An 18421-nucleotide genomic window follows, 5' to 3' on the forward strand; every position below is an offset into this window, starting at 1 on the left:
GTACCCTAGGTGAATTTCGCTCAAACGTTCTAGAGGCTATCTAGTTGATCTTTCTTTTGACCATCGTTAATGCCATTGTCTTGATCGACACCATCACCGACACCTTTTTCTTTTAATTTTTTTTCGACATCCTTTTGGATATCCTCGATATTTTTTTTTGCCTGCTGAAGGGAGTCGTTAGATGTGTTTTTTGTCTTTTGATCGACCGCATCTTTTTGCTGGCCATCACTAATACCGTTATCCGAGTCAACTCCATCACCACACCCGGCTAAACCGCCAAAAGTTAGTAATGCTGCCATTCCACCAGTCAACCATGCTTTTTTACTCATCGTTTCTCCTCCTTTTGTTATTCAATTGCTAACGTATATTCCCAGCGAAATTGCCTGTGAAACCTATTTTTTCAGATGTTTGAAACGAATTAGACCGGGTATATCACCTAGCAAACGGGCTTGTAAACAAGCATGAGAAAATCAAAAGGAGCGATGTTGATGAACGTAAAGGATATGGTAGCTGGCTGGTACATATATACTGATCAAATTCCCCACCTGCTATTTGCACTGGTGGTCCTATTAATTGGCTGGCTAATCGCAAAAGCAATCGGAAAAGCGGTGACGTCACTATTAAAGAAAACAAGTTTCGATGACAGGTTGTTTTCAAGTTTTGGGAATAGTCGAAGGTATTCATCGGAAACGATTATTGGAAAAATCGTTTACTATGCACTATTAGTAATAGTCTGGATTATCTTTTTTAATATGTTGAACTTAAGTTTGATTGCTCAGCCACTCGTTAGCATGGTGTCAACAATCACAGGGGCAATTCCACATCTATTAAAAGCGGCTCTTATTCTATTATTTGCTTGGGTGGTTGCTTTCCTGCTCCGCATGCTTTTCAAAAAAGGCGCAGCCATGCTGCAATTAGATTCCCGCTTGGTTAAATGGAAAATGGCCGAGAATCAAGTTGCAGCCCAATCGAGTGTCGATCGAATTGCCCAGGGAGTTTTCTATTTTGTTTTATTGTTATTTTTACCTGCAGTATTGGGCGCGTTGCAAATCGATGGGATCTCTGGTCCATTTACCCATGCACTAACATCCATGGTTTCGTTTATTCCTAAATTATTTGCAGCCGCATTGATTGTCTTAATTGGCTGGCTGATTGCGAAACTAGTCCGCGATATTTTAACGAACTTTTTAAAAAGCATAGGAGCTGATTCGATCGGTCAGCGTTTTGGCATCATGAAAAATCAGGGAGATACGAATCTATCAACGATCATTGGGAATATCGTATTTATCTTCATCTTAATTCCAACTATCATTACGGCTTTGGAAAAGCTAGATTTGAAAGGGATCTCGGAACCTGCAATCGCGATGTTAAACCGCATCTTGACGTTAATTCCAAATGTGATCGTGGCGATTATTCTAATGTTAGTCGGGATCTGGCTTGGAAAATGGATTGAAAAAATGGTCGTTCAAATGCTCTGGCGCTTACGATTTGATAGCATCTTCAATCAGATTGGCATTGGTACATCAACGCCGGAAAAGTCGAAGTTTTCCTTATCACAAATAGTCGGACTGCTTGTTAAAATTGTCGTCGTCTTACTATTTGCTGTCGAAGCACTGCAAATTGTTCACTTAGACTTCTTAGTCACGCTGGCAACAGGAGTAATTGCGTATCTGCCAATGCTATTTGCTGCGATTGTCATTTTAGGCGTTGGACTATATGTCGGTCATTTAGTCGAACGTATTTTACAAAATGTTATTAAAAATAATTCCTCACGTACCCTGGCAGCAATCGCCAAATATACCATTTTCGTGATTACGGTGTTTATGGCATTAGACCAGCTTGGTGTCGCACACTCGATTGTCAATGCCGCCTTCATTCTTGTCCTAGGCGGGTTGGCGCTGGCCTTCGGTCTGGCCTTTGGTCTAGGCGGAAAAACATTTGCCGCTAAATATTTAGAAAAACTAGATGATAAGCTCGACAAGAATAAACAGTAATAGACCATGGCAATCCGGAATCCAGCGGGATTCCGGATTGTTATTTTTTTGGGGGGGTGTTCCGTTAATGCTATGGTTGAACATATTCACGATTATCCTTTTAATTGTCTTAACTGGTATTTTTGTGGCGATTGAGTTCGCCATTGTCAAAGTGAGAACCTCAAGGATTGACCAACTGATGGCGGAAGGCGAGAAGCGGGCCGGGGCTGCAAATAGAGTGGTTACCCATCTCGACGAGTATCTATCGGCTTGCCAGCTCGGAATCACCGTAACGGCATTAGGACTTGGCTGGCTGGGGGAACCGACAGTAGAGAAGTTGTTTCATCCCCTCGTAGCTGTTTTTCATTTAAATGAAGCAGTTACCCATTTCCTATCGCTTATCCTGGCCTTTGTGGTGGTTACGTTTATAAATGTCGTGGTTGGAGAATTGGCGCCAAAAACCCTTGCCATCCAAAAAGCGGAGCAAATTACACTCGGGTTCGCCAAACCCATTATTGGGTTTTACAAACTTATGTTTCCGTTTATTTGGCTGTTAAACCATTCCTCTCGTCTGCTTGTCGGTATGTTTGGTCTAAAGCCGGCGTCTGAGCATGAGATGGCCCACTCGGAAGAAGAACTGCGTATTCTTTTGTCGGAAAGCTATAAGAGCGGGGAGATTAATCGGAATGAATGGCGGTATGTGAATAATATCTTTGAGTTTGATGAGCGGGTCGCAAAAGAAATTATGGTCCCCCGGACAGAAATGTGCTGCCTATCCGTTGATGATTCGATCGAAGAGATTGCTGAGACACTGCGCAGGGAGAAATTCACCCGATATCCTGTGGTGGATGGGGATAAGGATCATGTCCTTGGTATGCTGAACGTAAAAATGCTGTTAACGCAGTGGTTTATGAATCAAAGCGCGCTTGATGAATGGAAACTTGAGTCCCATCTTCAGCCGGTGATTACGGCGATTGAAACGATCCCGATTCGTAATTTATTGGTGCTGATGCAAAAGGAACGGACCCATATGGCGATTTTGCTCGATGAATATGGCGGTACGTCTGGGCTGGTAACGGTCGAAGATATCATTGAAGAAATTGTCGGTGAGGTGAGAGACGAATTTGATGGCGACGAGGTTCCGGCGATTCGGACCATTACGGAGGGAAGCCACTATATTATTGATGCTAAGGCAGCCATTCACACCGTGAATGAGTTATTGGATATTGATTTAAATGCGGAAGGCATCGATACACTGGGCGGCTGGCTTTTAACCAAAAGATCGGCACGGGTTGCCCTTGATACAGCCGTAGTGGCAGAGGGCTATGAATTTAAGGTGACGGAATCGGAGGGATACCATATTAAATACGTAGAAGTAAAAAAAAGCCTCTGATTAGAGGCTTTTTAATCACGGAATATGGTTCAATGGCAGTTCATGTTCCTTCTGCTTTTCAGTCATAATCGAAATATCATCATGAAACACTTTCAGAATGACTTCCTTGACCCCATAAATCAACAGCTGATCTCCTTCGTGAAGCTTAGTTTGATAGAGATGCGTGCGAATGATTATATCGCCGCGCTGAATAAACAAAACAACCAGCTCCAGCCCTTCGTGATTGGGGATAGCTTCCTGAAATGTTTGGTGTGCAAGCGAAGAGGTCTCATAGATAGATAGATGGAGCAGCAGATCCTCTTTATCTTTTAAAAAAACATCGCGGATAGGCAGATCTGCCAGTTCAATATTCTGCTTCATTTCTCGATTAAAAAACTTCGCCAGGACCCGCCGAACGCTTGCCATTTTTAATACTCCAAAAACCAGAATGACCGCGCCGGCACTGACAAAGATCTCCTTTGCCCGCAGACCCTCTGATAGAAATTGGCTAATCGATGAAACAATCACGGCGAGGGAGAACGCACCGAACAAAATAAGAAAGATCGCCAGTTTCCGGCGGATCGGGTGCCCCAAGATCAGCTCCGATTCCCCGGTGGTAAAGCCGGTTCCCGTCATCAGCGAGATCACCTGAAACCTCGAGACCTCCACTTTCAATCCCGTTAACCGGAATAAAATCACAAAGATCTCAATGACTGCTAGAATAACCACCAGGTAGATGAACAAAAATAGTAAATTCAGTGTGATCACCTCACAAAAATAGTTGGGGCTGCTCGAAGCCCCAACTCGTTATGGTTACTGTAATTTTTCATTATAAAACTTAACTGAGTACATCGCGCCTTCATCAACCATTTTGTTATCTTCAACATCATGTGGAAGCGGGTGGCCGCCTTTATGAATCGGAAGCTGTTCACTTTTTTGATAGACTGTTGGCAGGATCCTCCGCTTCCAATCTTTTAATAAGGTCCCTGCCTTAATCCGATTGGGCTTATTGCTTAGCCACACTGCTGCCGAAGCGCCAACCCCAACCGCTAATAGTGAGCTCATACTTAAGACACGTTTCATCTAAATTACCTCCTTAAGAATTGAACAACCTATTCTAATTAATAAATACCCACCTAGATGAAAGATTAAACGTTTAAAGGAACGGATAAGCGGGGATAAGGTCTAAAGAGGAGGGATTCTTTTGGAAAAATATATTGGTGCGAACAAATGGAAGTGGATAGAGTGGAACAGTGAAAAGATGAACCAACTCCCCCCATCAAATAATGAGGATCCTGTTATGACGGTTTGGCTGAAGCAGGTTGGAAAAGATAAAGCCAATAGTTTGCGCGTAACTAGCTTAGAGAATGGCGAAAAAGTCATCAACGGTTCTCTTATTTTTCAACAGAGTTATACCGATGAAAATGATTATAAAATCTTTCATTTCTTTTTAACGACCAATCAATTAATTACCGTTGACCTTGAAATCACCTCGTTAGATCGAGACAACCTTAACCGCCAATTAGCACGGACGAATAATGCCGTTGAAGGCTTTTTACTTTTTCTCGGAGAGCTGATGAATGGAATGCTGGTGGAGATTGATCAGTTTGAGGAGACCCTTAAAACACTCATCTGGAATGTAAGGAAAAGAAATGAAATAGGGATTCTTGAACTTGTCTATAAACGCCGGCATGAACTGTTAGTTTGCAAAAACCTTTTAATTCCCATCAATGAAGTAAAAATGGCCATCGACGAAATCAATTTCCCTGATAGTATGGACGGAGAATTTTTCTCGTGTACGAGCAAACGGATTGAGCGGGCCCAAGTCTTGCTCAATGAGTATGAACACGAGCTTGACTCGCTGATTAATTTAGAAGAGGTCATTTCCTCCCATCGCGGAAATGAAATTATGAAAACCTTGACGGTGATGACGACCATTTTTACGCCGATTATGGCTTATGGGTCGTTATGGGGCATGAATTTTAAGAATATGCCGGAACTTAATTGGCACTACGGTTATATTTTTTCAATTGTCATGATCCTCGTCTCAACAGCCCTTTTGTATTATTTTATTAAAAATAAAGGCTGGACAGGCGACCTGTTAAAAGGGAAAAAGAAAGGATCCTTTTTTAAATAAGTGGTTTGAGGACGAAGATGAGGTGGTATTACACTAACATGGCTAGCAAAAAGTTAGCCTGGATGAAAATTCTAACAAAAGGAAGCGGGTGATAGAAATATGTGGTTGCCTGTTCGGTAAATCCTGTTGAATGACAAGGGATGAACAACAGCAGTCTAGGAAAAAGGAGGATATAATCATGACTACCAATTATCATGGCACGAACACATTGGATGAAGCAGGTATTAAAGAGGACGACACTCTTTATAAGCAGACGGAAAACGAGCAAAAATCCATGAATGGCGAGAACAACTTGCAGCAAAAGTATGGTCATAGAGACGATGATGACCTCCCGTTAATGGATGGACAAAGTTCACAGCGGGAGAATCAAGAACATCAAGAACAGTTTAGGCAAATTGGACAATCGAGGGAGACTCAGGGCTCGCAAAACCGTGACCTGAACCAGACTGGACAAGCCAATCAGGAGCGGGCTTCCCAAAATGGCCAGCGGGACCTTCGGGGAGAAGGCCAGCACCTGTCTGGTTACAACATCGCCAAGAGTGATGGGCAGGACTTTCAAACACAAGAGGACCTTGAAAGAAACAATGGGGATCCCCATCCTGAAAAGCAGGTAGATGAATTTTACCAGCGATATGGTCGAGAGGATCCACTTGATAAACAGCTCTAAAAACTGATCTATGGGTACCGAAGCTTACTATAAATAAGGCTTGCACCTTACTAGTGGTGCAAGCCTTTTCATCTATATTATATATTTGGCAAAAAATAACGGCCCTGAGAAATGGCCGTTACATCTATCTATTGAAGCGGATCTGGAGTTAAACCTCTTTCCTCTTTCAGCTCAGTACCCGTTTTGGCTTTCGTCATTTGCTTGCCAAGTCTTTTTACTTCATCAAAGTTCTGCGCCATCGAACCATTTTTCTCCGTTTCGACTTTCAACTTTGTTTTTAATTTTTTCAGCTCATCCATAAAATCCTCCTCCTTCCAGCTGTGGTAGCTTTTGTATACCCAATTACCAAAATCCTAAACCAAAACATAAGAGCTAGGCCGCACGGACTATTCGTTAGATTACAAGATTTGGGTATAATAGGGAGCATAGGGACGGTTCTCTTGCTTCGGAAGCAAGAGAACCGTCCCTATGCTCCAAAAATTTTTTTAAAAAAGTAGGTTTAGAATGTTTTAAATGTGGTTATATACACTATAAATATCTAGAGGTGATGATGGAATGAATCTAAGTATAGATGTACATCAGCAAAACGAGGAAGTATCGGTGATGCTAGCAGGGGAAATTGATGCCTTTACCGCACCAAACCTAAGAGAGGAATTGTTGCCGCTCGCTGAAGGGGAAAACAGAATCATGAGTATTAATCTCAGGGACGTTTCCTATCTAGACAGTACGGGTCTTGGTGTGTTTGTTGGTTTATTTAAGAAGCTCAAGGAAAACGGTGGAGAATTAAGATTGATTGAGTTATCTGATCGACTGAAGCGGCTTTTTGAGATCACAGGCTTGGGGAACATAATGAATATTTCTGCAAATTAAAGGGTGGGGGACGATGAAACAAGTGATGGACTATATTGAAATGAAGATTCCAGCAAAACCAGACTATGTCGGTGTAATTAGATTAACGTTATCAGGAATTGCCAGCCGCATGGGTTATACATATGAGGAGATTGAGGATATAAAAATTGCTGTCAGTGAAGCGACAACCAATGCTGTCCAGCATGCCTACTCCACGGAGGAAGGCGGCGAAGTCACCTTAGGATTTGGCATTTATGAGGACAAGTTAGAAGTTATGGTAGCTGACAGTGGAAAAAGCTTTAATTTTATCCAAACCAGAAACGAGCTAGGCCCTTATACGGAATCAAGTAGCGTTGAACAACTTTCAGAGGGAGGGTTAGGTCTGTTTTTGATCGAAACACTGATGGACGAGGTCCGTGTTTTGAATCATTCCGGTGTAACGGTCTTCATGGCGAAGTATCTAAGTGGGGAGCGTGAAAATAATGGGACAACAGCCACAACCCGTGAAGCGAACTAAGGAAGAAATCGACGCCCTGATTTTGGAATTTCAACAAAAGGAGAACCCTTTAGCCCAAACGATTTTAGTCGAACATTATACCGCCCTAGTTGGAAGCCTTGCCCGAAAATATTCAAAAGGACGAGATTTTCATGAAGACATCATGCAAGTCGGAATGATTGGATTATTGGCCGCGATCCGAAGGTATGACCAAGGTGCCGGGAAGTCATTTGAATCCTTTTTAATTCCGACGGTAATCGGAGAAATCAAACGGTTTTTACGTGATAAAACATGGAGCGTCCATGTTCCGAGACGAGTGAAGGAAGTTTGGCCGAAAATTAAAAACGTTGTCGACGAGCTGACGAATAAAAACCAGCGTTCTCCTAAAATCGAAGAAATTGCCGAGTACATGGAGCTATCGGAAGAGGAAGTTTTGGAAGCGATGGAAATGGGGAAAAGCTACCAGACCGCTTCTGTTGACCTGCCGATCGAAACCGGCTCGGAAGGAAATGTGGTCACTGCCTTAGATATACTTGGTTCGCCTGATGATGGTTTTGAAAAAGTCGACCGAAAACTTTTGCTCGAAAGCGCACTCCATGTTTTATCGGAACGAGAGAAGGAAATTATTCATTGCACGTTTGTGGAAAATAAAAGCCAAAAAGAAACGGGTGAACAATTGGGAATCTCGCAAATGCATGTTTCCCGCTTGCAAAAAAAGGCTATTGAAAAACTGCGCAAGGAACTAGCACGTGATTCCTACCAAGGATTAAACACCGTGTAAATAGAAAAAAAGGTGCCTGTCACCCACTCGGGTTAGCGTTTTAACAAGGGTGGGTGACAGGCACCTTTTTCAAAAGGGGTATGTTTATGAATATTGTCATTGTGGATGATAATATAACAAATCTGATGATTATTGAGAAAATCCTGCAGAAGGCGGGCTATGATCAATTGGTGTTGATGTCTTCTGCCAGGGAATTATACGATTATTTGCAGCTTGAGCCTGCTAGTTCGGGCTTAGATTCTGTGGAAGTCCCTGTTGATTTAATTTTAATGGACCTGATGATGCCTGAGATCGATGGACTGGAAGCCTGCCGGACGATTCTTGCCGATGAGCGGTACGCGGATTTGCCAATTATTATTGTGACGGCAATGGGCGATTCCTATAAGATGGCGGAGGCGATGGATGCCGGCGCGCTTGATTATGTGATGAAACCCATTAATAAAGTGGAGCTGTTGGCACGGATTCGCTCTGTTCTAAGGTTAAAGTATGAAAAGGACTTACGGAAGGAGCGGGATAAACGGATTCAGCATGAGTTAAACTTGGCCAAACAGGTCCAGCTTAGCATGCTGAGTGAACCGATCCAAAAGGACGATGTCGCCATTTCAGCGGTCTACAAGCCCTCTTTTGAACTCGCTGGGGACCTGTATGCATGGTACCAAATCAGCCCGGGCCGCTATGGGGTCATTTTGCTTGATATGATGGGCCATGGGATTTCGTCTTCGCTCGTTTGTATGTACATCTATTCGGCGTTAAAGGATGCGATTACAGGGATAGGTGACCCTGAAGCCGTGATGATCGAACTAAATCGGAGGATGAACCAGCTCCAGATGCCGGAAAGTCTAGAAAATTATTATTTTACGGCGATTTATTTTGTGCTTGATACGGCGGAACAGACGATTGAATACGTCAATGCCGGTCATCCGGCGGGGATCTCCATTGTGGATGAAGAAGTGCAGTTGATGACGAATGGCTGCTGTCCACTTGGTTTTTTTGAGGAGATTGAGGTCACCAAAGGGGTGATTCCTTATCAAAGGGATGCCCGAATTTTGCTGTTTACGGATGGTCTGTCGGAGGGGCTTGAAGAGGAATATGAGGTGGCCATTTCGAAATTGATTCGCAGTTTGCGCGAGCAGGAGATGGAGGATCCTAAGGAGTTATTTGAGCGGCTGCAGTTAAGTTCCGAGCTGCTGCAGGCCGCTAAGGATGATATGTGTTTGGTGATGGTTTCGACGAATGGGGAGAATCGTGCGCGTGGACGGGAAAAAGTGATTCGGACGGGCAAGGTGAGGAAGAAGTAGTGCTGGTGTGGAGTGGGGTGGGCGTTCTGGGTGGAAGATGGTGCCTGTGAGTTGGGGGGGAAGAGTTTGAGTTTGATAATGCCGGCGCACGTGGAAAAATAAGTAGGATGGGTAAAATAAGAGGTTGATAGTGCCCGAGCGTGTGGAATAATAAGTAGAATGGGTAAAATAAAGGGTTGATAGTGCCCATGCGGGTCGAAAAATAAGTAGAATGGTCAAAATAAGCGCTGATAGTGCCCGATCGCGTGGAAAAATAAGTAGGATGGGCAAAATAAGAGGTTGATAGTGCCCGAGTGCGTGGAAAAAAGAGAAGAATGGTCAAAATAAGCGGCTGATAGTGCCTGCACACGTGGAAAAACGAGTAGAACGGGTAAAATAAGAGGTTAATAGTACCTGTCCCCCAAAAAAACACCTAAAAAATAAAAGGTGCCAGCTTACAAACTGGCACCCGGATATATCTACTCTGCTAAATATGCCTTCAACATCCAGCCATGCTTCTCCAACGACGTCCGAATCGCAATAAACATATCGGCAGTCGGCTGGTCATCCTTGTCCTCAGCAACCGTAATTCCTTCTGTAAGTTCACTGCAGACATTGTCAAAATCATCAACCAGCGCCTGAACCATCTCGCCGGCGCTTTCATCCCCAGCCGCTTCCTTAATCGACGACAGCTCTAGCTGCTCCTTAAGCGTAGCGGTTGGTGCCGCTCCTAGTGACAGCATCCTCTCCGCAATCGTGTCCAAATGCAGCGCGGCCTCCGTGTACAACTCCTGAAACTTAACATGCAGGGTAAAAAAGTTTTCGCCCTTTACATACCAATGATAATGATGAAGCTTCATATAGAGAACTGAAAAGTTAGCCACTTGCTGGTTGAGAACCTCTGTTACTTGAACCTTTTCCTTCGTTTTCGCCATTTGATCAACCTCCAAAATAATCATGATACTAATTGATTACCCGGCAAACCATCATTCAAAACAACAAATATTTTTTTAAAAAAAGGTTTCAACAAGAAGAAAAGCGGGTATTAGAACTAGGATAAATGAACTGGAATTAAAACTATTACTATAGTATCAAAATTGTTAAAACCAATGAAACCTAATTTTTCAGAGGTTAAAATAAGAGTATATTCATTGAGGGGGCGGTTACCATAAAGGGCTTGAACTTCAACATCCATGCAAAAATTATCGTAGGTTACTTATCGATTTTACTTTGCTTGGTACTGTCACTGCTAACGGTGATTAATAGGATGACAGATTTGCAAAAAGAGGTAGACTATGTGGCCAAACACGATATCGAAATCCACGACCTGGCCAATCAAATTCAAAAAAATGTCCTCGACATGGAAACAGGCATGAGAGGATATGTTATAACGGGGGATGAGCAGTATCTGGATCCTTATAATCAAGGGAATCGGAGCTGGCTTGATAATTACAATAATCTTCATTCCCTGCTAGATAACCGCAGTCAGCAGCGGAATTTGGAAGAAATGAAACCATTGATCGTAGACTGGATCACAAATACTGGTGAGGCTGTCATTAATGCAAAAAAGAGCAATAATACACGCTTTTTAAATCAGCAATTCGCGGAAAACAAGGGCAAAAAGATTACGGATCAACTGCGTACGCAGTTTCAATCCTTTCTAGCCACCGAAAAGAAATTGACAACCGGGCGTATCAATCAACTTAATGAGCATACGAATAATTTAAAGTTAATCTTATACGCAATTATTATTTTAGTATCTGTATTTACAATTGCCATCTCTGTTATTCTTTCCAACACGATCGTTAGAACGATTAAAAAGGTAGTAGGAGCCATTAATGGAATCATGGATGAAAACTCAGAAATCGACCTGACATCACGAATCGAAGTGAACTCACATGATGAGACCCAGGAACTTGCTGAGGCTATGAATAACTTACTGGAAGCTCTTGAAAAGCGGAATTGGGTGCAAAAAAGTCTAACCGATATTTCCACTTTATATCAAGGGATAACCGATATCAATGAACTCACCCAGATGTTTATTAACAAACTCGCTCCATTGGTGGGGGCCACTTACGGGGTCGTCTATCTGCGCCGCGAGCAAGCGGGCGAAGTGGATTTTGTGAAGGTAGCCGGGTATGCTGTCGCCGATGGTGACCTCGTCAAGACGAGCTTTCGCTTAGGCGAAGGGGTCATTGGTCAAGCAGCCGTTGATAAACGAATTTTTCTAATTGATCAAATACCAGATAATCATTTTAAAATAACAACAGGGTTAGGGACTTCGAACCCGCGTAATCTATTAATTGCCCCAATCTTGTTTGATGATCGCGTAGAAGCAGTCGTCGAGTTCGCTGCACTGCAGCCGTTTCATGCCCAACACCTGACTTTACTCGATTTGATCCAAGATAAATTTGGCTCATCGATTGCAACGGTAACGGGACGAATGGAAGTGGAAAGGCTCCTAGCGGAATCCCAAGTCCTGACCGAAGAATTACAAGCTCAGTCAGAAGAACTGCAGGCACAATCGGAAGAATTACAAATGCAGCAAGAACAATTACGGCTCTCCAATGATTATTTGGAAGAGCAGAAGGAATATGCGGAACAGCGTGCCATCGAACTTAAAAAAGCGAAGGACGAGCTCGAAGATTATTCAATCAAATTAAGGATGAGTTCACAATACAAAACCGATTTCCTTGCAAACATGTCGCATGAACTGCGCACCCCATTAAACAGTATTCTCATCCTGTCGCAAATGCTGATGGAAAATAATTCGGATATGGACCACACGGAAGTGGCCGAATACGCACGGGTGGTGAATACATCCGGCGCTGATTTGCTGCGCCTGATTGATGATATCCTGGATCTATCAAAAATCGAAGCAGGAAAAATTGAAATTTTAACAGATGAAGTCAATGTCACAGAGATTCCGCAGACGATGCGCAATCTGTTCAACCCGGTGGCAGCGAAAAAGAATCTACAGTTCGACATCCACATGGATTCTAATATACCACCCGTTATCTCGACGGACGGGCAAAGATTACAGCAGATATTGAAGAACCTTTTATCGAATGCCTTTAAATTTACGGAACAAGGCAGCGTCACTCTGCAAATTGGGCTCGCCCCTTCTGAAAAAGCAGGAAAATTACTCAATAAACAAACGCGAAAGCCTGTCCTCGCCATTTCTGTAACGGACACGGGAATTGGCATTCCACAGGAAAAGCAGCAAATTATTTTTGATGCCTTCCAACAAGTGGATGGGACGACCAACCGGCAATATGGCGGTACGGGTCTTGGCTTATCGATTTGCCGTGAATTTACTCGATTGCTTGGCGGTACACTTGAGGTCCACAGCGAACCGCAAAAAGGCAGCACGTTTACTTTGTTTATCCCGAGCCGCTGGGAGGCAGAAGAAGATAGGCCGAATGATGTGCAGTTGGCAATAGAGGAAGCGGCAACGGCCAGTGAAATTGAATTAACGGAAGAACCGACATGGGAAAGCGAGGAGCAGCAAGCTGCTCTAACCAAAGAAGAATGCCCCGATGAGCAGTTATTTAAAGGAAAAAGAGTCCTCCTAGTGGAAGATGACGGCCGAAATGTGTTTGCCCTGGTTACCGCCTTAGAGCGGAAGGGTGTGAACGTGCAGGTGGCAGAACACGGAAAGCAGGCGTTAGAAATGCTGCAAGAACGCGGCCACTTTGACCTTGTTTTTATGGACATTATGATGCCGGTCATGGGCGGTTATGAGGCAATGAAAATCATCCGGGAAGACCTGGGTATGCACAATCTGCCGATTATCGCGTTGACCGCGAAGGCCATGAAAGGCGAGCGGGACAAGTGTATGGAGGCGGGTGCCTCTGATTATATTATGAAACCATTAAATATCGATCAACTATTCTCGTTAATGCGGGTATGGCTGACAGAGCAGGTGAACCAAGATTGAACCACAACAAGACGCCTGATTTATGGATAGACACGGAAGACACAGAGACGAACGAATTGCAGGAAGTCGAAATCAATTTGCTGCTAGAAGGGCTCTATCAGATGTTTGGATACGACTTTCGAGGATATGTGCGTGCTTCATTACGAAGAAGGATTTTAAACCGGATGAAATCTGAGCGGTTACCAACGATTACAGCCCTTTTGGAAAAAGTACTGCATGAAAAAGGGTACTTGGAGCGCTTGCTAAATGACTTGTCGATCCGGATGACAGAAATGTACCGCGATCCCAGTTTCTTTGCCGCTTTTCGCAGTCGAGTCGTACCGCTCTTGAGAGACCTTCCGGAGATTCGGATCTGGCATGCCGGCTGCGCGACTGGTGAGGAAGTTTACTCGATGGCGATTTTGATGATGGAGGAAGGTCTCGCTAAGAAGACAAAGATTTATGCGACCGATATGAATGAAAAGGCGCTGATTGCTGCGCAAAAGGGGGCTTTCCCTTTAAAGAAGATGCAGCAGTATACAAAAAACTACCTGAAAGCCGGTGGGAAGATGGCTTTTTCAGAGTATTATACGACCGACCATCAATTTGCTTATTTTAATCCTATGTTTGAGGAGAATTTATTTTTCGCGCAGCATAACCTGGTGACGGACGGCTCCTTTAATGAATTCCACGTGATTTTATGCCGGAATGTGATGATTTATTTTGATAATGAGCTGCAGCAGCAGGTGCATTACTTGATTCATAGCAGTTTGGCTGACGGGGGATTTGTCGGCTTTGGCAGTAAGGAGTCGCTTTTGTTTGTTCCTAAGAGTCTGAAGTATGAGGAATTTAGTCCACAGGAAAAGATTTACCGCAAGATTTAGGAATGGCCGATATCGATGGGGAGCTGGTGGTATCAGATGGGAAACCGCTGATAAAAGGTGGGAAACCGCCGAAAACCGCCGATATAAAGTAAGAAACCGCTCATATCAAATGAAAAACCGCCGATATCGGTGGGGAGCTGGTGGTATCAGATGAGAAACTGCTGATAAAAGGTAAGAAACCGCCGATATCTCCCTTTCTCACCCGCCAAACCATTTTAAAAAACAAAAGAAGCCTGCCCGCTAATCAAGGGGTAAGGCTTCTTTTGTTTTAGTTACAAACAGAAAGGGTATTTCATAGTAAAAAAGGGTGAATACCGTCATGAAAAGAAAACGCTTTGAATGGCTTTTTGCTGCATTAATGATCGCTGGTGGGTATTTAGTCTTTTTTATGGAAGTGCCGGTATGGTGGAAGGCGCTGATTTTGACCCTTTATGCTGTCATCATTATCAACACAGTCCTGGCCTTATGGCTCGAGAACCGCCCCGCCCAAACTACACTCCTATGGACCTACATACTAATCTTACTGCCGGTCCTCGGCTACCTTTTTTACATTTACTCTGGACAATTACTGGTCAAAGGGGAGTTGTTTAAAAGCAAGCGGATCAGTGATCGTCAGCTATTCGAGGCGCTTGATAAAAAGCAAAAACCGCTCGACTTATCAAACTTGAATGATCACCAGCGTTCGTTTGCCAGCTATTTGGAAAAGGTAACCTTAACCGACCAAAACCAGAACACCAAAACCAAAATTTTACGAAACGGCGATGATACCTTTCAAGAAATTAAACGGCAGCTAAGAGAAGCGCGTGACTTTATACATCTTGAATATTACATCTTCCGCTATGACCGCCTAGGCCAAGAACTGATTGATATTTTAAAAGCGAAGGTGAGGGAAGGTGTCGAGGTGCGGCTCCTGTTCGATGCGGCCGGCAGTTTCTCCCTTTCAAAGAAGGCCATGAAGAAAATGCTGGAGGCTGGCATCAACGTCCGGCCTTTTTTACCTTTAAATAGAGGCTGGTATAATCAAAAGTTTAACTTCCGGAATCATCGTAAAATCATTGTCATTGATGGAAAGGTCGGCTTTTCTGGCGGATTAAACGTTGGGGTTGAATACCTTGGCGAAGATGATAATTTCGGGTTTTGGTGTGACAGCCATGTCATGCTCGAAGGGGAAGCCGTTCAAACGCTGCATGCGGTGTTTTTGCTAGATTGGAAGTACGCCAGTGGCGAAATCCTGTTTGAAAATGACCGCTACCTAAGGCCTGTGCCTGTAAAGGGGGATGGATTGGTCCATGTCGTCGCAACAGGTCCTGAAACACGGGATATGAGTGACCACTACTACGCGATGATCACCTGCGCCACCAAATCGATTTGGATCGCCACCCCGTACTTCATTCCCAACCAGGCCATCCAAACCGCACTCAGAATCGCTGCCCAAAACAACATCCAGGTGCGCTTAATGGTGCCTGACACCAATGATGGTTTCTTAACTCAATATGCGACGCAATCGTATTTTCCGGAATTATTAAGGGCTGGGATTGAGATTTATTCGTATCAAAAGGGCTTTTTACATAAAAAGGTGATGATTGTGGATGGGGATCTTGCTTCAATTGGGACAGCCAACATGGATATGCGCAGCTTTCATTTGAATTTTGAGGTGAATTTGTTTTTAACGGGAACGGACTCGATTGATGATCTTATTGTTCATTATGAGGAGGATTTAAAGGATTGCCGCCGCATCCGGCCGGTTGAGTTTTATAAAAGAGACCTGGGGGTAAAATGGAAAGAATCGTTTGCCAGATTGTTTTCAGGGGTCTTATAGAGGTATTCGCTGCGGCTTCGGCTGCGGCGGGTACCTCTCTTTTTATGGAGTGAACTTCATGGCCACACCATAGTGATCAGTGGATTTCTCCACAACATAAAAAGACTGCCTAACCGGCAGTCTCGACTAAATCGTTTGATTATGCAGTTTTTCTTCTGCCTTTTAGGATGAGACTTAAGATAAATACCAGGATAATCGCTCCGATTAGTGCTGGAAGGATAAAGAATCCACCGATCTCTGGTCCCCATCCACCTAAGATTAATGAACCAAGCCATGCACCGATAAATCCTGCAATAATATTTCCGATAATACCACCCGGTATGTCACGTCCTAGAATGAGTCCAGCTAACCAACCAATGATTCCTCCAATAATTAATGACCAAATGAATCCCATGAAAATGTCCCCTTTCTATTTTTTAATGAGTTAAGCTTATGCTTATTAAATACCCGTAATAGAAGTACTTAAACACTTAAAAACTAAACTTATTTTGATTTTGCTTGATTCGCTCCTTGAGGCGGAGCTGCGGGTCCTGCAAGGCATTGTCTAAAAAGTGATAGCAAAGCTTTAATTCAAACGATCGCTTTTTAAAGCCTTCTTCGTCACGTTCATCCAGGCATTTGTCAACTTCCCGTTTCAATAAACTGATTTTAGAAATGATTTCAGCGCGGCGTCGTTGGTTTTCTTTCCATTTGGATGAGGACTCCATTTGATAGTCACTTAGCTTCGTTAACCTCCGGCCACATTTGCACAACGTTTCACCTACATTTAACACCTCAAACTCCGCGTTTCCACAATTTCTACAAATTAATTTCTTCATCTATTCCACCTCCAGAATTCGTAAGTGTTTTCTATATACCCACGTTGAAATTGTTTCCAAACGTAATAGATTTTTAGAAAAATAGGTTTTATTTCATTTGGAGCGGATATATACGTAACAGAAGTTGAAAAAAGGAGGAAGCGAAATGGAAACAGTTAGAATCGTTGAAAATGGTGTACAAGCGAAACAAGAAATTGAGCAGTTGATCACGCAGGGGTATACAAAGGATGAAATCTACTTGTTAGCCCATGACAGAAACCGCTCTGAGGACCTAACCGATGCATTAGATATTAACGATATTAGTGTTCAAGAGCAGGGGGTATTCGATTCTATTGCTAATGTTTTCAAAAGTCGCGGAGACGAACTTCGCTCGAAATTAGAGTCACTAGGCGTATCAAGTAATGATGCGGAACGATACGAAGAAGAATTGGACCATGGCAAGGTCATCGTTGTAGCAGCAAAATCAGCCTAACCATATATAAAATATCGATAGGAAGCAGCCGTTTCCTATCGATTAAAAAAATAATGAGGTGATGAAGATGAAATTTTCGAAGCAAAGTTTAGATACATTATTAGGTGTCCACCGAATCGTAAGACACCGAGGAAGTAAAAAACGCAGCTTAGAGGATTATTTTGAAAATCCAATTATCCATAAGGAGATTCAAGGGGACAGGGTGTTTGTTCCATTAAGTCTCGACCGGGTGTGGAATGAGATATAATTTTCATTTGCCTGCTTAAACATATGTCTCTCAGGAGGAAATTTGTTTAGGCAGGCAATTTATATGTAAACCCTTTCCTTATTTTGAATAATCCAAAAATATCCAAAATGTGAATCTTTTCTGATTTTCATACGTCAATATGATAGAATATTGTTTGGACCTGAAAAGGGAGGGGAAATGGATGGAGGACTTTGGGCAAATAGCGTTAGTGAGTATCCTGTCACATCTCATCTTTATTGTGATCGCCTGGTATGCACTGCAGGCAATCCGTTTAGAAAAGTTGTTGAAACAAAACCATGTGGTTCAGGCACGATTACTATACATATTATTAGCCATCATGATCGGTTCATCTGTTAGTAACTTTTTCCTTGACTATCTGCAGTGGTCTAAGCAACTGCCATTATTACTGCCATAAGCGACGGGGCGGAAGGGAAGCATGGGGACGGTTCTCCTGCTTCCTGTAGGAAGCACAAGAACCGTCCCCATGCTTCCTTGCTTCACCTTGACAAATGGAATTGGAAAAATTTTAGGTCTTCTTTCGTGTTTCCAAAACACAATATTCCGAGTACAATCGAGTTTATGTGGAAAGCTAAGGATGTCCCAAATTTGGAATGTATGAAATGATTGAATGAGCTCATTTTTGTCATAAAGTGACGACATTTCCCACGTATTGCTCTCGAATTGCCTGGCAACAATGGTGGTAAGGGGGA

General features: G+C 43.2%; 21 protein-coding genes. 14 read left to right on the plus strand and 7 right to left on the minus strand.

What is annotated here, in order from left to right; all coding sequences use genetic code 11:
• Positions 1 to 29 precede the first annotated feature (29 nt).
• Positions 30 to 329, minus strand: coding sequence for a hypothetical protein (locus J7E81_RS21855; protein WP_215045560.1), 300 nt, complete (start codon positions 327 to 329; stop codon positions 30 to 32).
• Between the two features lie 159 nt (positions 330 to 488).
• Between J7E81_RS21855 and J7E81_RS21860 the strand changes: the two genes are divergently transcribed.
• Both J7E81_RS21860 and J7E81_RS21865 read left to right on the plus strand, forming a co-directional pair.
• Positions 489 to 1994, plus strand: coding sequence for a mechanosensitive ion channel (locus J7E81_RS21860; protein WP_215045561.1), 1506 nt, complete (start codon positions 489 to 491; stop codon positions 1992 to 1994).
• Between the two features lie 67 nt (positions 1995 to 2061).
• Entirely contained in the window at positions 2062 to 3366 is a 1305-nt protein-coding gene (locus tag J7E81_RS21865; RefSeq protein ID WP_215045562.1) for a hemolysin family protein, read from the plus strand.
• 15 nt (positions 3367 to 3381) lie between these two features.
• Here J7E81_RS21865 and J7E81_RS21870 read toward each other — a convergent pair whose 3' ends face one another.
• Together J7E81_RS21870 and J7E81_RS21875 are read right to left on the minus strand one after the other, a co-directional pair.
• Entirely contained in the window at positions 3382 to 3981 is a 600-nt protein-coding gene (locus J7E81_RS21870) for a hypothetical protein (RefSeq protein WP_215045563.1), read from the minus strand.
• Between the two features lie 177 nt (positions 3982 to 4158).
• Positions 4159 to 4428, minus strand: coding sequence for a hypothetical protein (locus J7E81_RS21875; protein ID WP_215045564.1), 270 nt, complete (start codon positions 4426 to 4428; stop codon positions 4159 to 4161).
• A 121-nt stretch (positions 4429 to 4549) separates the two neighbouring features.
• Here J7E81_RS21875 and J7E81_RS21880 point away from each other — a divergent pair, with 121 nt between their 5' ends.
• Positions 4550 to 5482 carry a magnesium transporter CorA family protein gene (locus J7E81_RS21880; protein WP_215045565.1) on the plus strand — a complete coding sequence of 311 codons (933 nt, stop codon included), beginning with the start codon at positions 4550 to 4552 and terminating at the stop codon, positions 5480 to 5482.
• A 178-nt stretch (positions 5483 to 5660) separates the two neighbouring features.
• The gene (locus J7E81_RS21885; RefSeq protein WP_215045566.1) at positions 5661 to 6149 is read left to right on the plus strand and encodes a hypothetical protein; all 489 of its coding nucleotides are present in this window, start codon (positions 5661 to 5663) and stop codon (positions 6147 to 6149) included.
• 128 nt (positions 6150 to 6277) lie between these two features.
• Here the strand turns inward: J7E81_RS21885 and J7E81_RS21890 are convergent, their stop codons facing one another.
• The gene (locus tag J7E81_RS21890; RefSeq protein ID WP_215045567.1) at positions 6278 to 6448 is read right to left on the minus strand and encodes a hypothetical protein; all 171 of its coding nucleotides are present in this window, start codon (positions 6446 to 6448) and stop codon (positions 6278 to 6280) included.
• A gap of 256 nt (positions 6449 to 6704) precedes the next feature.
• On the opposite strand from J7E81_RS21890, the gene J7E81_RS21895 reads away from it, so the two are divergent.
• The 4 genes from J7E81_RS21895 to J7E81_RS21910 all read left to right on the plus strand — a co-directional run bounded on the left by J7E81_RS21895 (position 6705) and on the right by J7E81_RS21910 (position 9573).
• The gene (locus J7E81_RS21895; protein ID WP_215045568.1) at positions 6705 to 7019 is read left to right on the plus strand and encodes an anti-sigma factor antagonist; all 315 of its coding nucleotides are present in this window, start codon (positions 6705 to 6707) and stop codon (positions 7017 to 7019) included.
• A 13-nt stretch (positions 7020 to 7032) separates the two neighbouring features.
• On the plus strand, positions 7033 to 7515 hold the full coding sequence (gene rsbW / locus J7E81_RS21900; RefSeq protein ID WP_215045569.1) for an anti-sigma B factor RsbW: 483 nt from the start codon (positions 7033 to 7035) through the stop codon (positions 7513 to 7515).
• Positions 7481 to 8275 carry an RNA polymerase sigma factor SigB gene (sigB, locus tag J7E81_RS21905; protein WP_215045570.1) on the plus strand — a complete coding sequence of 265 codons (795 nt, stop codon included), beginning with the start codon at positions 7481 to 7483 and terminating at the stop codon, positions 8273 to 8275. The genes rsbW and sigB overlap by 35 nt, the downstream gene beginning before the upstream one ends.
• 86 nt (positions 8276 to 8361) lie before the next feature.
• The gene (locus J7E81_RS21910; protein WP_215045571.1) at positions 8362 to 9573 is read left to right on the plus strand and encodes a PP2C family protein-serine/threonine phosphatase; all 1212 of its coding nucleotides are present in this window, start codon (positions 8362 to 8364) and stop codon (positions 9571 to 9573) included.
• 458 nt (positions 9574 to 10031) lie between these two features.
• Here J7E81_RS21910 and J7E81_RS21915 read toward each other — a convergent pair whose 3' ends face one another.
• Positions 10032 to 10487 carry a Dps family protein gene (locus J7E81_RS21915; protein ID WP_215045572.1) on the minus strand — a complete coding sequence of 152 codons (456 nt, stop codon included), beginning with the start codon at positions 10485 to 10487 and terminating at the stop codon, positions 10032 to 10034.
• A gap of 332 nt (positions 10488 to 10819) precedes the next feature.
• Here J7E81_RS21915 and J7E81_RS21920 point away from each other — a divergent pair, with 332 nt between their 5' ends.
• The 3 genes from J7E81_RS21920 to cls all read left to right on the plus strand — a co-directional run bounded on the left by J7E81_RS21920 (position 10820) and on the right by cls (position 16174).
• A complete protein-coding gene (locus J7E81_RS21920) occupies positions 10820 to 13492 on the plus strand; it encodes a CHASE3 domain-containing protein (RefSeq protein WP_251028795.1) in 2673 nt (890 codons plus the stop codon).
• Complete coding sequence (locus J7E81_RS21925; protein WP_285292038.1) at positions 13489 to 14355, plus strand: CheR family methyltransferase; 867 nt, start codon at positions 13489 to 13491, stop codon at positions 14353 to 14355. Before J7E81_RS21920 ends, J7E81_RS21925 begins: the two co-directional genes overlap by 4 nt.
• 319 nt (positions 14356 to 14674) lie before the next feature.
• Positions 14675 to 16174 (plus strand): cardiolipin synthase, encoded by a 1500-nt coding sequence (gene cls / locus J7E81_RS21930; protein ID WP_215045574.1) that lies wholly within the window; start codon positions 14675 to 14677, stop codon positions 16172 to 16174.
• A 139-nt stretch (positions 16175 to 16313) separates the two neighbouring features.
• Here the strand turns inward: cls and J7E81_RS21935 are convergent, their stop codons facing one another.
• Both J7E81_RS21935 and J7E81_RS21940 read right to left on the minus strand, forming a co-directional pair.
• Entirely contained in the window at positions 16314 to 16568 is a 255-nt protein-coding gene (locus tag J7E81_RS21935) for a GlsB/YeaQ/YmgE family stress response membrane protein (RefSeq protein ID WP_215045575.1), read from the minus strand.
• 76 nt (positions 16569 to 16644) lie between these two features.
• Positions 16645 to 16992, minus strand: a complete 348-nt coding sequence (locus J7E81_RS21940) for a hypothetical protein (RefSeq protein ID WP_215045576.1) — start codon at positions 16990 to 16992, stop codon at positions 16645 to 16647.
• Between the two features lie 145 nt (positions 16993 to 17137).
• On the opposite strand from J7E81_RS21940, the gene J7E81_RS21945 reads away from it, so the two are divergent.
• The 3 genes from J7E81_RS21945 (at position 17138) to J7E81_RS21955 (ending at position 18126) form a co-directional block, all read left to right on the plus strand.
• Positions 17138 to 17464, plus strand: coding sequence for a YflT domain-containing protein (locus J7E81_RS21945; RefSeq protein WP_215045577.1), 327 nt, complete (start codon positions 17138 to 17140; stop codon positions 17462 to 17464).
• 67 nt (positions 17465 to 17531) lie between these two features.
• Positions 17532 to 17711 (plus strand): hypothetical protein, encoded by a 180-nt coding sequence (locus J7E81_RS21950; protein WP_215045578.1) that lies wholly within the window; start codon positions 17532 to 17534, stop codon positions 17709 to 17711.
• Between the two features lie 181 nt (positions 17712 to 17892).
• Positions 17893 to 18126 (plus strand): DUF1146 family protein, encoded by a 234-nt coding sequence (locus J7E81_RS21955; RefSeq protein ID WP_215045579.1) that lies wholly within the window; start codon positions 17893 to 17895, stop codon positions 18124 to 18126.
• Positions 18127 to 18421: the final 295 nt, after the last annotated feature.

Source organism: Bacillus sp. ISL-18, from assembly GCF_018613415.1.
Taxonomy (GTDB): domain Bacteria; phylum Bacillota; class Bacilli; order Bacillales; family Cytobacillaceae; genus Neobacillus.

Coding starts and splice junctions, on each gene's coding strand:
- J7E81_RS21855 (WP_215045560.1), bottom strand. CDS start 329: ATGAGTAAAAAAGCATGGTTGACTGGTGGAATGGCAGCATTACTAACT.
- J7E81_RS21860 (WP_215045561.1), top strand. CDS start 489: ATGAACGTAAAGGATATGGTAGCTGGCTGGTACATATATACTGATCAA.
- J7E81_RS21865 (WP_215045562.1), top strand. CDS start 2,062: ATGCTATGGTTGAACATATTCACGATTATCCTTTTAATTGTCTTAACT.
- J7E81_RS21870 (WP_215045563.1), bottom strand. CDS start 3,981: ATGACGGGAACCGGCTTTACCACCGGGGAATCGGAGCTGATCTTGGGG.
- J7E81_RS21875 (WP_215045564.1), bottom strand. CDS start 4,428: ATGAAACGTGTCTTAAGTATGAGCTCACTATTAGCGGTTGGGGTTGGC.
- J7E81_RS21885 (WP_215045566.1), top strand. CDS start 5,661: ATGACTACCAATTATCATGGCACGAACACATTGGATGAAGCAGGTATT.
- J7E81_RS21890 (WP_215045567.1), bottom strand. CDS start 6,448: ATGGATGAGCTGAAAAAATTAAAAACAAAGTTGAAAGTCGAAACGGAG.
- J7E81_RS21895 (WP_215045568.1), top strand. CDS start 6,705: ATGAATCTAAGTATAGATGTACATCAGCAAAACGAGGAAGTATCGGTG.
- rsbW (WP_215045569.1), top strand. CDS start 7,033: ATGAAACAAGTGATGGACTATATTGAAATGAAGATTCCAGCAAAACCA.
- sigB (WP_215045570.1), top strand. CDS start 7,481: ATGGGACAACAGCCACAACCCGTGAAGCGAACTAAGGAAGAAATCGAC.
- J7E81_RS21910 (WP_215045571.1), top strand. CDS start 8,362: ATGAATATTGTCATTGTGGATGATAATATAACAAATCTGATGATTATT.
- J7E81_RS21915 (WP_215045572.1), bottom strand. CDS start 10,487: ATGGCGAAAACGAAGGAAAAGGTTCAAGTAACAGAGGTTCTCAACCAG.
- J7E81_RS21920 (WP_251028795.1), top strand. CDS start 10,820: ATGACAGATTTGCAAAAAGAGGTAGACTATGTGGCCAAACACGATATC.
- cls (WP_215045574.1), top strand. CDS start 14,675: ATGAAAAGAAAACGCTTTGAATGGCTTTTTGCTGCATTAATGATCGCT.
- J7E81_RS21935 (WP_215045575.1), bottom strand. CDS start 16,568: ATGGGATTCATTTGGTCATTAATTATTGGAGGAATCATTGGTTGGTTA.
- J7E81_RS21940 (WP_215045576.1), bottom strand. CDS start 16,992: ATGAAGAAATTAATTTGTAGAAATTGTGGAAACGCGGAGTTTGAGGTG.
- J7E81_RS21945 (WP_215045577.1), top strand. CDS start 17,138: ATGGAAACAGTTAGAATCGTTGAAAATGGTGTACAAGCGAAACAAGAA.
- J7E81_RS21950 (WP_215045578.1), top strand. CDS start 17,532: ATGAAATTTTCGAAGCAAAGTTTAGATACATTATTAGGTGTCCACCGA.
- J7E81_RS21955 (WP_215045579.1), top strand. CDS start 17,893: ATGGAGGACTTTGGGCAAATAGCGTTAGTGAGTATCCTGTCACATCTC.